The following is a 13871-nucleotide window of genomic DNA, read 5'->3' as shown; positions in this document are numbered from 1 at the left end:
CTCATTTCCCCTGCGCCATGCGCCGTTGCAGTTCGAGTACCGGCGATATCTCCCCGCGCCGTCGCATCGACAGGCGGATGCCGTAGCTCCAGATCACCGTCGCGACGGCGAGGATGCCGATCAGCATGAAGACGTCGTTATAGGCCAGGACATTCGCCTCGCGGCCGACCGCCCTGGCGAGCAGGGCCGCGCCCTCGGCGCCACGCAGGGCCGGGTCGCCGATGACGCCGCCCACCGAACGCGCACCCGCGCCGATGCGGGCGGCGACCTGCGGATCGGTCATCACGATCGACTGGACCAGCTCGTGCGAGTGATATTTCTCGCGGACGACCTGGAAGGTGCCCAGCAATGCCGATCCCACGAGTCCGCCGATGCTCTGGCTGAGGCTGAACAGCACGATGAAGCTGATGAAATGCTTGGTGCCGGCAAGAAGCGTTCGGGCGATTCCGATCACCATCGCCTGCGCCATGAACAGCAGCGAGGCAAACCCGATGATCGCCTGGCTCAGATAGAAGCCCGACGGTCGGGTAAGATTGGTCGTGTCGGCGTCCATGAAGGACCCGATCGCGATCAGGATTACCGCGATGGAGAGCGGACGTGCGACGTTCTCGGGCCGAAGCGTCAGCACCGCGACGGCGATCCCGGCGATCGATGCGAGAAGGACGATGAGGTTCAGCGTCACCATCTGGTCGTTGAGCATGCCGAGCGTAGAGAGCAGGCCCACCGATCCGAAGGCCTGTTCGGACAGCAGGATCCTGATCGACGCCGCCACCGCGAACAGCCGCACCATCTCGCGCCTTCCCAGCCAGCGCGTGTTGATGAGCGGATTGACGCGATGATGTTCGACGACCAGCGCGGCTGCGATCAGCCCGACGCTGCCGGCCAGCGACCAACCGATCCAGGGGCGCTCGGTCCACCATTCGATGCGCCCTTCGCTAAGCGCCGCGACGAGCAGCCAGAGGCCGGGTGCCAGCAGCGCGAAGGTAAGGAAATCGAGCTTCTCGAAGGCAGGGACCCGCTCGCTCGGCGGCAATGGCAGCGACATGACCGCCGCCAGCGTCGCCAGGGTCAGCCCCAGTTCGAACCAGTAGAGCATGTGCCAGTCGCCCCAGATCAGCAACCCAGGGGAAAGCACCCGGGCCAGCGGCGTGGCGAGTTGCGGGATACTGATGCCGATCATGATTCCGGCGAGTCGCTTCGGCGCCGGCATCGCCTGCGACAGATAGAGGACGGTGAGGGTGGTGAGGCCGCTCGCCGCGACGCCGCTGGCCGCGCGGACCGCGACCGAGGTCCAGAAGTCGTGGACGAGGAGATGTGCGACGGCGGTCGTCGCATAGGCGGCCAATATGTAGCGGATGAACATCTGCAAGCCGAATTGCTGGCGGAACTTCACGAACAGCAGGTTGGCGGTGACGTTGGTCATGAAATAGGCCGCCGTCAGCCATGTCGCCTCGTTGCTGTTCAGGCCCAACGTGCCTTGCGCGAAGTTGAGGTTGACCGTGACCAGCGCATTGCCCAGCCCGGCGGTGACGCCGACGAGGCAGCCGATCGCGAAATAGGCCCTTCGGCGGCGCGAGGGATGATCGGGATTGGCGGGTGAACCGGGCAGTGTCGGCCGTTCGTGCGGCTTGAACACATAATCTGCGGACTCGGCCATGCGGCTCCTCGAAGGAACGTCCCCCGCGCCGGATTATCCCGGCGCCACCATCGCTGCAACAGCGCGATGGTGGCGCCGGGACGAATTTACAGGATTGTCAGCCTTCCTGCGGCCCCGCGTCGCGCAGGCGCCGGCGGCCAAAGGCGGGCTCGCGGCTGATCTCTCCCATCTCCATGATCTTGGCGCGCAGTTCGGCTCGCTTTTCGTGGATCGAGGCGATAACCGGCCCCATCGCGACGCCGAGGTCGACGAGGACCGCCTCGGACAGCTGCAGCGAGGATTCGAGCGTTTCCGGCACCGCGTCGGTCGCCCCTGCGCGATACAGCTCCGCAGCATGGTTCGGATCGCGGGCACGGGCCACGATCGTCAGCTCGGGATAGCTCTGCCGAGCCTGGCGGGTGATCCGCACCAGTTGCACCGGGTCGTCCATCGTCAGGATCAGCGCCGACGCGTTCGACAGGTTGAGATGATCGAGCATGCCCGGCTTGGCGACATCGCCGAACATCGCCTTGTAGCCGCGTCGGCGCGCCCGGATCACCGTGTCGATATCGGCATCGACCGCGATATAGGGCTTGCCGTGCGCATCGAGCATCTGGGCGATGAGCCGCCCGACGCGGCCGAAGCCCGCGATGATGGCGCGCGCCTCGATATTGCCCGACAGGTCCGGGTCGGTATCCGCATCGCTTTCGCGTTCGTCGACCTTCCGGGCAAGGTCATGGCCCACCTTGGCGAGGATCGGCGTGATCGTCAGCCCGATCGCCGTCACCACCTGCCAGAAGCCGACGGTGCCGGGATCGATCAACCGTGCCTGCGCCGCCGTGGCGAGCACGATCAGCGTGGTTTCCGAAGGTGAGGACATCAACAGTCCTGTCTCGGCCGCCACCGCGCGCTTCGCGCCCCAGAAGCGCAGAAGGAAGGCAGTGACCAGCGCCTTGGTGGCGACGATCGCGACCACAGCCAGTGCGACCTTGTCCCAGTTCTCCAGGATCATCAGCGGGTCGACCGACATGCCGACGGTAATCAGGAAGATCCCCAGCGCCAGGCCCTTGAACGGCGCGGTGACGAGATCGACCTCCGAATGATAATCGGTCTCGGCGATCAGCAGGCCGGCGATCAGGGCGCCGACGATCGGCGAGAGGCCGACGGCGGTGGTGGCGATGCTGGCGAGGATGACGACCAGCAAGCTGGCCGACAGGAAGAGCTCGGGATTCTTGGCGCGCGCCGCCTGCGCGAACAGGCGGGGCAGGATCAGCCGTCCGCCGATCATCATCACGGCGATCACGGCGATCCCCGAGATCACGGTGCGCAGCAGCCCGTCCCATCCGGCGGTCTCGCCATAGGGCGCCATCGCACCGAGGATGAACACGATCGGCACCAGCGCGAGATCCTCGAGCAGGAGGATCCCGAAGGCGCGCTGGCCGACCGCGCCGCTCGTCCCGACCATTGGCAGCACCAGCGCCGTGGAGGATAGCGCCAGCGCCAGGCCCAGGCCGAGCGCCCCGCCCGGCGTCTGGCCGAAGATCCACAACCCTCCGCCGATCAGCAGCGCGGACAGGACCAGCTTCGACGTGCCCAGTCCGAACACCGTGCGCCGCAAGCCCCACAGGCGCCTGAAGCTCAGTTCGAGACCGATCGAGAACAGCAGGAGGACGATGCCGAACTCGGCGAACGGTTCGATCGAGTGCGGATCGCTGATCGTCACATAATAGAGCCATGGGGCTTCGTCGATCAGCCGGCCGAGCCCGGTCGGGCCGACCAGCATGCCGACGAGGATGAATCCGATGACTGGGGTGATCCGGAAACGCGCGAAGGCCGGGATGACGAGACCGGCCGTACCCAGAACGACGAGCGAATCACTAAAAGCTGCGGAATGAATGGGTAGCGCCATTCGGCGATCATTACGGATGAAGGCCGGCATGGCCACCCTTGAGCGGAAATCTCCTTTCCTCTCGTGCTTTACTCGATCATGAATGGGTTCGACCGTCCTCAACCAAGGAGATATTGCCGCGTGCCTCACGCGACACCGCTCATCGCAACCGTCGTCGCCGGCCTGACGCTGGCTTTCCTCTTCGGCGCGCTCGCCCAGCGACTGCGCATACCGCCCCTGGTCGGCTATCTGATGGCCGGCGTCGCCGTCGGGCCGTTCACGCCCGGCTATGTCGCGGACCAGCATCTCGCCAACGAACTGGCGGAACTGGGCGTGATCCTGCTGATGTTCGGCGTGGGCCTGCACTTCTCGGTGCGCGACCTGATGGCGGTGCGGAAGATCGCGATCCCCGGCGCGATCGCGCAGATCGGGGTCGCGATCCTGATGGGCATCGGGCTGGCGGCGATGCTCGGATGGAGCGTCGCGGGCGGCTTCGTCTTCGGCCTCGCCTTGTCGGTCGCCAGCACGGTTGTGCTGCTGCGCGCGCTGCAGGAGCGCAATATCCTCGATACCGATCGCGGCAAGATCGCGGTTGGCTGGCTCATCGTCGAGGACCTGGTGATGGTGCTCGCGCTGGTGCTGCTGCCAGCGCTGGCGCAAGGCGGGGGCAGCGGTGCCGCGATCGGCACGATCCTCGCGCTGACCGTCGGCAAGGTGGCTGCCTTCGTCGCCTTCATGCTGATCGTCGGACGCCGCCTGATCCCGCGAGTGCTCCATTATGTCGCGCACACCGGCTCGCGCGAGCTGTTCCGCCTCGCGGTGCTGGCGATCGCGCTCGGCGTCGCCTTCGGCGCGGCGATGCTGTTCGGGGTCTCCTTCGCGCTGGGGGCTTTCTTCGCGGGCATGATCCTCGCCGAATCCCCGCTCAGCCAGCGCGCCGCCAACGAGACGCTGCCGCTGCGCGACGCCTTCGCGGTACTGTTCTTCGTGTCGGTCGGAATGTTGTTCAACCCGCATGTCCTGACCGACGAGCCAATTGCGCTGCTTGGAACCGTCGCGATCATCGTGGTCGGAAAGTCGGTCGCCGCCTGGGCCATCGTGCTGGCATTCCGCCACTCGGGTGCGACCGCGCTGACCATCGCTGCCAGTCTCGCGCAGATCGGCGAATTCTCGTTCATTCTCGCGACGATGGGGCATGAGCTGGCGCTCATACCCGCGGTGGCGCGAGACCTGGTCCTCGCCGGCGCGATCATCTCGATCCTGCTCAACCCGCTGCTCTTCGCGATGATCGGCCGCTATGGCCGCAAATGGCTGCCCGAAAAGCTGGCGGGGGAGGTGGAGACGCCGCCGCAGCCCTCGCCCACGGGCCACGTCGTGCTGATCGGCTATGGGCGGGTCGGGGCGCTGGTCGGCAGGAAGCTGCTCGAAGCCGGCGAGCGGGTGACCATCATCGAGGCCCAGCCGGATGCGAGCGGGTTGCCCGAGCATCCCAATGCCACCGTGCTGGTCGGCAATGCCTGCGCGATTGATCCGCTCGGCCAGGCGGGGCTGGAGAAGGCGCGCCTGCTGTGCATCGCCATCGCCGAGGGCTTCGAGGTCGGCCAGATCGTCGAGCGCGCGCGCAGCGCCAATCCGGCGATGCGGATCATCGCTCGCGCGCAGGGCGCCGCCGAGGTCGAGCATTTCTGCGCCAAGGGTGCCGACGTCGCGATCACCGGGGAGGGCGAGATCGCGAAATCCATGGTAGACTATGCCCTCGAGCGCCGCTGAGCGGAGAGGTCATCGATGGGAAACAGGCTGGTCATAGCGGGCGGCGGCCCCGCGGGCATGATGGCGGGCCTGTTGTTCGCGCGCGCCGGCGTCGAGACGCTGGTGATCGAGAAGCATGGGGATTTCCTGCGGGACTTCCGGGGCGACACCGTCCATCCGTCGACGATCGAGCTGTTCGACGAACTGGGCCTGGCCGAAGCGCTGCTCCTGCGCGAGCACGACGTCGTCACCGACATTTTCGCGTCTGTGGGCGGGCGCTCCTACCGGGTCGCCGACCTGACCCACCTGCCGGTCCGCCACAAGTTCATGATGATGATGCCGCAATGGCATTTCCTCGATTTCGTGCGCGATGCGGCCGCGCGCTGGCCGGCTTTCTCGCTGCGCATGGACAGCGAGGTCGTCGACCTTGTCCTTGATGGCGGCCGGATTGGCGGTGTCGTGCTGAAGGACGGCGAGCGGATCGCCGCCGATCTGGTGATTGGCGCCGACGGGCGAGGCTCGGTGCTGCGCGACGCTGCGGGTCTGGCGCGCCGGGACCTGGGCGCGCCGATCGACATCTTCTGGTTCCGGGTGCCGAAGCCCCGCACGCGCCACAACGACACGATGGGACGCTTCACCCCCGGCACCGTGATCGCGATGATCGATCGAGGCGATTATTGGCAATGCGCCTTCGTGTTCGCCAAGGGCGGCGCCGACCGGATTCGCGCCGGGGGACTCGACGATTTCCGGAAACGGGTTGCGCTGGCGGTGCCGGAGATCGCGGCAAGCCTCGACGCAATCCGATCCTGGGATGACGTCAAGCTCCTCTCGGTCTCGCTCGACAGGCTGACCCGCTGGCATCGGCCGGGCTTTCTCGCGATCGGCGATGCCGCCCACGCCATGTCTCCAGTCGGCGGGGTGGGGATCAACCTGGCGATCCAGGATGCGGTTGCCGCTGCGAACATCCTGGCGGGCCCGTTGGCGAGAGGCGAAGCGGTCGACCGCCTGCTGGCACAGGTACAGGCGCGGCGGCTATTTCCAGTCCGGGTCGTCCAGGGGATGCAGCGGGTCGTCCATGCGAGGGTGCTTGGCCCGACATTGAGCGCCAACGCGCAGATGAAGGCGCCCTTCGCGCTGCGCATGCTCGATCGCTTTCCGATCCTGCAGCGCATCCCGGCGCGTATCGTTGGGCTCGGCGTCAGGCGCGAACATATTCGTTCACCCGCCGCGATCCGCAAATGAAAAAGGGCGCCATTCCAGTGGAATGACGCCCCAATCTCAGAAATCGTTCGAGATCAAGCCCAGCTGGCCATCTCGGTCTCGAGGTTGACGCGGATCTGCTCGAAGAACTGCTCGGTCGTCATCCAGGGCTGGTCCGGACCGATCAGGATCGCGAGATCCTTGGTCATGCCGCCCTTCTCGACGGTCTCGATGCAGACCCGCTCGAGCGTCTCGGCGAACTTGACGACGTCGGGCGTGTCGTCGAACTTGCCGCGGAACTGCAGGCCCTGCGTCCAGGCGAAGATCGAGGCGATCGGATTGGTCGAGGTCTGCTTGCCCTGCTGGTGCATGCGATAGTGACGGGTGACGGTGCCGTGCGCGGCCTCGGCCTCGATCGTCTTGCCGTCGGGCGACATCAGCACCGAGGTCATCAGGCCCAGCGAACCGAAGCCCTGCGCAACGGTGTCCGACTGGACGTCGCCGTCGTAATTCTTGCAGGCCCAGACGAACTTTCCGCTCCACTTGAGCGCCGAGGCGACCATGTCGTCGATCAGACGATGCTCGTAGACGATGTTACGCGCCTTGAACTTGTCGGCGAACTCGGCGTCGAACACTTCCTGGAACAGGTCCTTGAAGCGACCGTCATAGGCCTTGAGGATCGTGTTCTTGGTCGACAGGTACAGCGGCCATCCGCGATCGAACGCATAGTTCATGCTGGCGCGGGCGAAGTCGCGGATCGATTCGTCGAGATTGTACATGCCCATCGCGACGCCGGCCGACGGATATTGGAAGACCTCGTGTTCGATCGTCTCGCCATCGTCGCCTTCGAACACCATGCGGAGCTTGCCGGGGCCGGGGACGAGGAAATCGGTGGCGCGATACTGGTCGCCGAAGGCATGGCGGCCCACGACGATCGGATCGGTCCAGCCCGGCACCAGCCTGGGGACGTTCTTGATCACGATCGGCTCGCGGAAGACGACGCCGCCGAGGATGTTGCGGATCGTGCCGTTCGGCGACTTCCACATCTTCTTGAGCTTGAACTCCTCGACGCGGGCCTCGTCCGGGGTGATCGTGGCGCACTTCACGCCGACCCCGTACTTCTGAATCGCCTTGGCGCTATCGATGGTGATCTGATCGTTGGTCTCGTCGCGCTTCTCGACCGAGAGATCATAATATTTGAGATCGATGTCGAGATAAGGGAGGATCAGGCGCTCGCGAATCCATTGCCAGATGATGCGCGTCATTTCGTCGCCGTCGAGCTCGACGACGGGAGTTTTCACCTTGATCTTCGCCATGCTTTTCTATCTCCGGGGAGGAAAGTTCCGGCCGTCCCTATGCCAGCAAACCGGCGGGATCAACCGTTCCAGACCCAAATTATTCTCGCCATGGCGCGGAAAAGCGGAACCCGAAGTGGGTGGGGCAGATTGTCAGCCCGATCCGGCAGCCCTACTATGCAGCGATGACATCCCTCGACAAACCCGACATCGGAACGACCTCGGTCAAGTGGCGCTGGCCCAGCGTCCACCCCGAAGGCCGCAAATTCGTCCTGCTCTCAGCCGTGATCTGCCTGATCTTCGCGCTGCTGGCCTGGGAAACGCTCGCCTGGCCGATGGCCGGGATCACCATCTGGGTGGCGGCGTTCTTCCGCGACCCGATCCGCAGCACGCCGACGGGCGAGGGGCTGGTGATCGCGCCCGCCGACGGGCTGGTGACGATGATCGTCACGGTGCCGCCGCCGCGCGAGCTCGCCGGCGAGGAAGGGCTCGGCGACGGGCCGATGACCCGTGTCTCGATTTTCATGTCGGTGTTCGACGTCCACATCAACCGCACGCCGATCCCCGGCACGATCAAGCGGGTCGCCTATATCGCCGGCAGTTTCCTCAACGCCGATCTCGACAAGGCGAGCGAGGAGAATGAGCGCCAGCATTTCCTTGTCGAGGGCGCCGACGGCACCCGCATCGGCTTCACTCAGATCGCCGGCCTCGTCGCGCGGCGGATCATGCCGTTCGTCAAGACCGGCGACGTGGTCGGTCTCGGCCAGCGGGTCGGCCTGATCCGTTTCGGCAGCCGGGTCGACGTCTATCTGCCGGCCGGTACCGGCCACCGGGTCGCGCTCGGCCAGCGGACCATCGCGGGCGAGACCGTGATAGCGAAGCTCGGCGAGGCCGATCGCAGCATCGGCGCGGCACAGTGACGATAGCCCTTTCCATCGGCATGGATGTGGTCGCCTGATGCGTGGCCGTCGCGAGAATATACGGCGCGGGATCCCCGCCCGCGCGGTCGCCCCCAATGCGGTGACCGCACTGGCGCTCTGCTCGGGGCTGACCGGCGTGCGCTTCGCCATCGCCGGAGACTGGGAGAAGGCGCTGATCGCGATCGCGATCGCCGGCGTCCTCGACGGCCTCGACGGGCGGATCGCGCGTCTGTTGAAGGGAGAGAGCCGGTTCGGCGCCGAACTCGACTCGCTGTCGGACGTGATCGCTTTCGGCGTCTCGCCCGCGATCATCATGTTCCTGTGGTCATTGAACGAGATCCCGCGCTTCGGCTGGATCTTCGCGCTCGGCTATGCGGTCTGCGCGGCGCTGCGGCTCGCCCGTTTCAACGCCTCGATCGATACGGCGGAGCATCCGCGCAAGACGGCGGGTTTCCTGACCGGCGTCCCGGCACCGCTCGGCGCGGGCTTGATGCTGGTGCCGGTCGCGATGTGGCTGTGGAGCGACCTGTGGTGGTTCCGCGATCCCTATTTCATCTGTGCATGGGCCACGCTCACCGGCTTCCTGATGATCTCCGACGTCGCAACCTACAGCTGGTCGTCGATACACATTTCGCGCGCCTGGCGGCTGCCGGCGCTACTGCTGGTGGCGATGCTGGGCGCGGCCCTGTTCAGCGCGCCTTGGCACACGCTCAGCGTCTTCATGATCGGCTATTTTGCGACGATACCGTTCAGCGCCGCATCCTACCGCCGCATCAGGCGGCAGCGCGGAACGCCCGTGCCGACACCGGCTGGCCCTGCAGCGGCCGAATGACGCGGAACCGGCGCTCCGCAACCGGACGGAGCGGCGGAGTGGGCGAGGGGAGGATTCCCAATGCACGCAGAATATAGGGCATTTCGGAACGGACCGTGGCGGCGATCGCCGCGATCGAGATGGCAAACACGCCCGAGAACAGGGCGAAGGAGAGAAGCTGAAGCATCGTCTTGTCCTTTGTCGTCCGCTTCCGGCGCGTCGGCTTCCTGATGCTGCTGAAAGCGCCTGAAATCTTGTTCTGTTCCCCTTGTTCCTGATTTGTTCTGGCTCGTCAAGCCTTGATTTTGCACGACAGGTCGCATAGAGGCGCCGTCATTCCACATGTGGGGCATCCATACCGGTGCCGGGTTTCCCGGTTCCTGCCCCACAGAGGTTCAACCGGGTAAGGAGAAAATCCTATGGCGGCTCCCACCGTCTCCATGCAGGCGTTGCTCGACGCCGGCGCGCATTTCGGTCACCAGACTCACCGCTGGAATCCGAAAATGAAGCCGTATCTGTTCGGCGATCGTAACGGCATCCACATCATCGATCTCTCGCAGACCGTGCCGCTGATGGCGCGTGCGCTCGACTTCATCAGCCAGACCGTCCAGCACGGCGGCAAGGTCCTGTTCGTCGGCACCAAGCGCCAGGCGCAGGAGCCGATCGCCGAGGCCGCGCGCCGTTCGGGTCAGCATTATGTCAACCATCGCTGGCTGGGCGGCATGCTCACCAACTGGAAGACCATTTCGATGTCGATCAAGCGCTTCAAGGCGCTCGAGGAGCAGCTGTCGGGCGACACCCACGGCCTGACCAAGAAGGAAGTCCTCCAGCTCACCCGTGAGCGCGACAAGTTCGAGCTGTCGCTCGGCGGCATCCGCGACATGGGCGGTATTCCGGACGTGATGTTCGTGATCGACGCCAACAAGGAAGAGCTGGCGATCAAGGAAGCCAACACGCTTGGCATTCCAGTCGTCGCGATCCTCGATTCGAACGTCAGCCCCGACGGTATCGCCTTCCCGGTGCCCGCCAATGACGACGCCGCCCGCGCGATCCGTCTCTATTGCGAGGTCGTTGCCGAAGCCGCGACCCGTGGCATCCAGGGCGGCCGTCAGGCCCGTGGCGAAGACCTCGGTGCCGCGATCGAGGCTCCGAGCGAAGAAGCTCTGGCGTAATATTTCTATCGTCATCCCGGCCTAGGCCGGGATCTCGCGGATCGTGGCTCGCACGATGATCCTGTGGGACCCCGGCCTAGGCCGGGGTGACGCATTTGTACGAAAGGAAAAGCCTATGGCGGAGATCACCGCTGCTGCCGTCAAGGAGCTTCGCGAGAAGTCCGGCGCCGGCATGATGGATTGCAAGAAGGCGCTGACCGAGAACAACGGCGACATGGAAGCCGCGGTCGACTGGCTGCGCACCAAGGGCCTCGCCACCGCCGCCAAGAAGTCGAGCCGCACCGCGGCCGAGGGCCTGGTCGGCGTCACCGTCGAAGGCACCCGGGGTGCCGCGGTCGAGGTCAATTCCGAAACCGACTTCGTCGCCAAGAACGACCAGTTCCAGGATTTCGTCCGCACCGTGACCAAGCTCGCGTTGACCGCTGGCGCTGACGTCGCCGCGCTGGCCGGCGCCGGTTACCCGGGCGGCGGCACCGTGTCGGAGAAGCTGACCTCGAACGTCGCGACGATCGGTGAGAACCAGACGCTGCGCCGCGCCAAGGTGGTCGAGGTGTCGAAGGGCACCGTCGTTCCCTACGTGCACAACGCTGCCGCGCCGGGTCTCGGCAAGATCGGCGTGCTCGTCGCGCTCGAGGGCGATGCCCCGGTCGCGGAGATGGAAGCCGTCGGCAAGCAGATCGCGATGCATATCGCTGCCGCTTTCCCGCAGGCGCTGACCGAGGATGGGCTCGACCCGGCCGTGATCGAGCGCGAGCGCGCGATCGCCGCCGAGAAGGCCGCCGAATCGGGCAAGCCCGCCGAGATCATCGAGAAGATGGTGCAGGGCGCGGTCGCGAAGTTCCGCAAGGAGAACGCGCTGCTCAGCCAGGTCTTCGTGATCGACAACAAGACCCCCATCGCGCAGGTCGTCGCCAACGCCGCGAAGGCGGCCGGTGGCTCGATCGCGTTGAAGGACTATGTCCGTTTCCAGCTCGGTGAAGGCATCGAGAAGGAAGCCAGCGACTTCGCTGCCGAGGTCGCCGCGGCCGTCAAGGGCTGATCGGATCGAGAAGGGGCCCGCTCTTCCGGTAACAGGCCGGAAGAGCGGGCCTTTTTTATGGGCGCTTGGCAGGCTCGAAACCTGCCCCTAAGGTGCCCGCCACGCTTACAGAACAAGAGTTGTCAAAGCCTATGGCCCGTCCGCGCTTCAAACGAATCCTGCTGAAGTTGTCGGGCGAGGTGTTGATGGGGCAGGGGCAGTTCGGCATCGATCCCGAGACCGTCAACCGTGTCGCGCGCGAGATCGCCGACGTCGCCACCCAATATGAGGTCTGCCTCGTCGTCGGCGGCGGCAACATCTTCCGCGGCCTCGCCGCGGCCGCCAAGGGCTTCGACCGTACCAGCGCCGACTATATGGGCATGCTGGCAACGGTGATGAACGCGCTCGCCGTCCAGAACGCGCTCGAGCAGATCGGCGTCGACACCCGCGTCCAGTCCGCGATCCCAATGAGCACGGTGTGCGAGCCCTTCATCCGCCGCCGCGCCGAACGGCATCTGGAGAAGGGCCGGATCGTGATCTTCGCGGCCGGCACCGGCAATCCCTATTTCACCACCGACAGCGCCGCCGCGCTGCGTGCAGCCGAAATGGGCTGCGACGCGCTCTTCAAGGGAACCTCGGTCGACGGCGTCTACAACGCCGATCCGAAGAAGGACCCGACCGCCATCCGTTACGAGACCGTGACCTTCAACCGCGTCCTCGCGGACGATCTGAAGGTGATGGACGCCAGCGCCGTCGCGCTGTGCCGCGACAACGACATTCCTATCGTGGTATTCAACATCCGTGAGCAAGGAAACATGGCCCGGGTGCTCGCGGGCTCCGGAACGGCCACGATTGTTCAGAACTAGGGGAAAGCATCCATGCCAGCCTATGACAAGGCCGATCTCGAACGCCGCATGCACGGAGCCGTCGAAGCGCTGAAGAGCGATTTGGTCGGCCTGCGCACCGGCCGTGCCTCGGTCAACCTCCTCGATCCGGTGACGGTCGAGATCTATGGTGCCCATATGCCGCTCAACCAGGCGGCCACGGTAACCGCGCCCGAACCGCGCATGCTGTCGGTGCAGGTGTGGGATCGCTCGAATGTCGGGCCTGTCGACAAGGCGATCCGCTCGGCCGGCCTCGGCCTCAACCCGATCGTCGACGGCCAGACTCTGCGCATTCCGATTCCCGACCTGACCGAAGAGCGCCGCAAGGAACTGGCCAAGCTCGCCAGCCAATATGCGGAGAAGGCTCGGGTCGCCGCGCGCAACGTCCGCCGCGACGGCATGGACAGCCTCAAGACCGACGAGAAGAAGGGCGAAATCAGCGAAGACGACCGCAAGCGCCGCGAAACCGAGGTGCAGAAGCTGACCGATTCGACCATTTCCGAGATCGACGCGGCGGCCGCGGCGAAGGAAAAGGAAATCCTCGGCAAGTGAGCGGCCTTTCGGCCAGTCCTGCTTCCAATGCCCTCGCCGGCGCGGGGACGGCGCCGCGCCATGTCGCGATCATCATGGACGGCAATGGCCGCTGGGCCAAGCGCCGCTTCCTGCCGCGCGTCGCGGGGCACCGCGCGGGTGCGGAGGCGGTGCGCACGACCGTCAAGGCCGCGGCGGACATGGGCCTCCAGGCGCTGACCCTCTACGCCTTCTCCTCGGAAAACTGGCGGCGATCGACCGAAGAAGTCTCGGACCTGATGGGCCTGCTGCGCCACTATCTGCGCAAGGAGGTCGCCGAGCTCCACCGCAACGGCATCCGGCTGCGGACGATCGGCGACATCGGCGGCCTCGAAGGCGACCTGATCGACCTTGTCCGAGAGGGTGTCGAGCGCACCAGGGACAACCGCCGCCTCGATTTCGTATTGGCGCTCAACTACGGCGCCCAGGACGAGATGGTCCGCGCGGTACGGGAGATCGCCGTCGACGTGCGCGACGGCCGCCTCGCACCCGACGATATCGACTGCTCGGTAATCGACGGCCGGCTCGACACGCACGACCTGCCGCCCCTCGACCTGCTGATCCGCACCTCGGGCGAGCGGCGCCTGTCCAATTTCCTGCTCTGGCAGGCGGCCTATGCCGAACTGCTGTTCGTCGACACGCTGTGGCCCGATTTCGACGGGGCGGCACTGGCGGCGGCGATTACCGATTTCGGCACGCGGGAGCGCCGCTTCGGCGGCCGGTAAACC

Annotated in this window: 13 protein-coding genes; 9 read left to right on the top strand and 4 right to left on the bottom strand. The window is 65.7% G+C overall.

Annotated features, from left to right (window positions below; genetic code table 11):
- Position 1 precedes the first annotated feature (1 nt).
- Positions 2-1657 (bottom strand): MFS transporter, encoded by a 1656-nt coding sequence (locus ASE22_RS11055; protein ID WP_056358964.1) that lies wholly within the window; start codon positions 1655-1657, stop codon positions 2-4.
- A 97-nt stretch (positions 1658-1754) separates the two neighbouring features.
- The gene (locus tag ASE22_RS11050; protein ID WP_056358960.1) at positions 1755-3545 is read right to left on the bottom strand and encodes a cation:proton antiporter domain-containing protein; all 1791 of its coding nucleotides are present in this window, start codon (positions 3543-3545) and stop codon (positions 1755-1757) included.
- 120 nt (positions 3546-3665) lie between these two features.
- Between ASE22_RS11050 and ybaL the strand changes: the two genes are divergently transcribed.
- Both ybaL and ASE22_RS11040 read left to right on the top strand, forming a co-directional pair.
- Positions 3666-5294, top strand: a complete 1629-nt coding sequence (gene ybaL / locus ASE22_RS11045) for a YbaL family putative K(+) efflux transporter (protein WP_056358958.1) — start codon at positions 3666-3668, stop codon at positions 5292-5294.
- 15 nt (positions 5295-5309) lie between these two features.
- The gene (locus ASE22_RS11040; RefSeq protein WP_056358955.1) at positions 5310-6515 is read left to right on the top strand and encodes an FAD-dependent oxidoreductase; all 1206 of its coding nucleotides are present in this window, start codon (positions 5310-5312) and stop codon (positions 6513-6515) included.
- A 53-nt stretch (positions 6516-6568) separates the two neighbouring features.
- On the opposite strand, the gene ASE22_RS11035 is transcribed toward ASE22_RS11040, so the two are convergent.
- Positions 6569-7789, bottom strand: a complete 1221-nt coding sequence (locus ASE22_RS11035; protein ID WP_056358952.1) for an NADP-dependent isocitrate dehydrogenase — start codon at positions 7787-7789, stop codon at positions 6569-6571.
- Between the two features lie 164 nt (positions 7790-7953).
- Here ASE22_RS11035 and ASE22_RS11030 point away from each other — a divergent pair, with 164 nt between their 5' ends.
- On the top strand, positions 7954-8688 hold the full coding sequence (locus ASE22_RS11030; protein ID WP_056361042.1) for a phosphatidylserine decarboxylase: 735 nt from the start codon (positions 7954-7956) through the stop codon (positions 8686-8688).
- Positions 8689-8725: 37 nt separating this feature from the next.
- Positions 8726-9520, top strand: coding sequence for a CDP-alcohol phosphatidyltransferase family protein (locus ASE22_RS11025; RefSeq protein ID WP_056358950.1), 795 nt, complete (start codon positions 8726-8728; stop codon positions 9518-9520).
- Here ASE22_RS11025 and ASE22_RS26780 read toward each other — a convergent pair.
- Positions 9462-9686 carry a hypothetical protein gene (locus ASE22_RS26780; protein ID WP_056601577.1) on the bottom strand — a complete coding sequence of 75 codons (225 nt, stop codon included), beginning with the start codon at positions 9684-9686 and terminating at the stop codon, positions 9462-9464. The genes ASE22_RS11025 and ASE22_RS26780 overlap by 59 nt on opposite strands.
- Positions 9687-9918: 232 nt before the next feature.
- Between ASE22_RS26780 and rpsB the strand changes: the two genes are divergently transcribed.
- The 5 genes from rpsB (at position 9919) to ASE22_RS11000 (ending at position 13868) form a co-directional block, all read left to right on the top strand.
- On the top strand, positions 9919-10671 hold the full coding sequence (gene rpsB / locus ASE22_RS11020) for a 30S ribosomal protein S2 (RefSeq protein ID WP_056358947.1): 753 nt from the start codon (positions 9919-9921) through the stop codon (positions 10669-10671).
- A gap of 115 nt (positions 10672-10786) precedes the next feature.
- On the top strand, positions 10787-11710 hold the full coding sequence (gene tsf / locus ASE22_RS11015; RefSeq protein ID WP_056358945.1) for a translation elongation factor Ts: 924 nt from the start codon (positions 10787-10789) through the stop codon (positions 11708-11710).
- Positions 11711-11841: 131 nt separating this feature from the next.
- Positions 11842-12555 carry a UMP kinase gene (gene pyrH, locus ASE22_RS11010; RefSeq protein ID WP_056358942.1) on the top strand — a complete coding sequence of 238 codons (714 nt, stop codon included), beginning with the start codon at positions 11842-11844 and terminating at the stop codon, positions 12553-12555.
- A gap of 12 nt (positions 12556-12567) precedes the next feature.
- Entirely contained in the window at positions 12568-13125 is a 558-nt protein-coding gene (frr, locus tag ASE22_RS11005) for a ribosome recycling factor (protein WP_056358938.1), read from the top strand.
- On the top strand, positions 13122-13868 hold the full coding sequence (locus tag ASE22_RS11000) for an isoprenyl transferase (protein ID WP_056358935.1): 747 nt from the start codon (positions 13122-13124) through the stop codon (positions 13866-13868). The genes frr and ASE22_RS11000 overlap by 4 nt, the downstream gene beginning before the upstream one ends.
- Positions 13869-13871: the final 3 nt, after the last annotated feature.

It is taken from the genome of Sphingomonas sp. Root720, from assembly GCF_001428605.1.
Lineage (GTDB): Bacteria > Pseudomonadota > Alphaproteobacteria > Sphingomonadales > Sphingomonadaceae > Rhizorhabdus.
This window is presented reverse-complemented; position numbering and strand designations above follow the sequence as displayed.

What these genes read in the sequence shown, in the direction of transcription:
- ASE22_RS11040 (WP_056358955.1), top strand. Translation starts at nt 5,310, where the DNA reads ATGGGAAACAGGCTGGTCATAGCGGGCGGCGGCCCCGCGGGCATGATG.
- tsf (WP_056358945.1), top strand. Translation starts at nt 10,787, where the DNA reads ATGGCGGAGATCACCGCTGCTGCCGTCAAGGAGCTTCGCGAGAAGTCC.
- ASE22_RS11055 (WP_056358964.1), bottom strand. Translation starts at nt 1,657, where the DNA reads ATGGCCGAGTCCGCAGATTATGTGTTCAAGCCGCACGAACGGCCGACA.
- ASE22_RS11035 (WP_056358952.1), bottom strand. Translation starts at nt 7,789, where the DNA reads ATGGCGAAGATCAAGGTGAAAACTCCCGTCGTCGAGCTCGACGGCGAC.
- ASE22_RS11025 (WP_056358950.1), top strand. Translation starts at nt 8,726, where the DNA reads ATGCGTGGCCGTCGCGAGAATATACGGCGCGGGATCCCCGCCCGCGCG.
- pyrH (WP_056358942.1), top strand. Translation starts at nt 11,842, where the DNA reads ATGGCCCGTCCGCGCTTCAAACGAATCCTGCTGAAGTTGTCGGGCGAG.
- rpsB (WP_056358947.1), top strand. Translation starts at nt 9,919, where the DNA reads ATGGCGGCTCCCACCGTCTCCATGCAGGCGTTGCTCGACGCCGGCGCG.
- frr (WP_056358938.1), top strand. Translation starts at nt 12,568, where the DNA reads ATGCCAGCCTATGACAAGGCCGATCTCGAACGCCGCATGCACGGAGCC.
- ASE22_RS11030 (WP_056361042.1), top strand. Translation starts at nt 7,954, where the DNA reads ATGACATCCCTCGACAAACCCGACATCGGAACGACCTCGGTCAAGTGG.
- ASE22_RS11050 (WP_056358960.1), bottom strand. Translation starts at nt 3,545, where the DNA reads ATGGCGCTACCCATTCATTCCGCAGCTTTTAGTGATTCGCTCGTCGTT.
- ASE22_RS26780 (WP_056601577.1), bottom strand. Translation starts at nt 9,686, where the DNA reads ATGCTTCAGCTTCTCTCCTTCGCCCTGTTCTCGGGCGTGTTTGCCATC.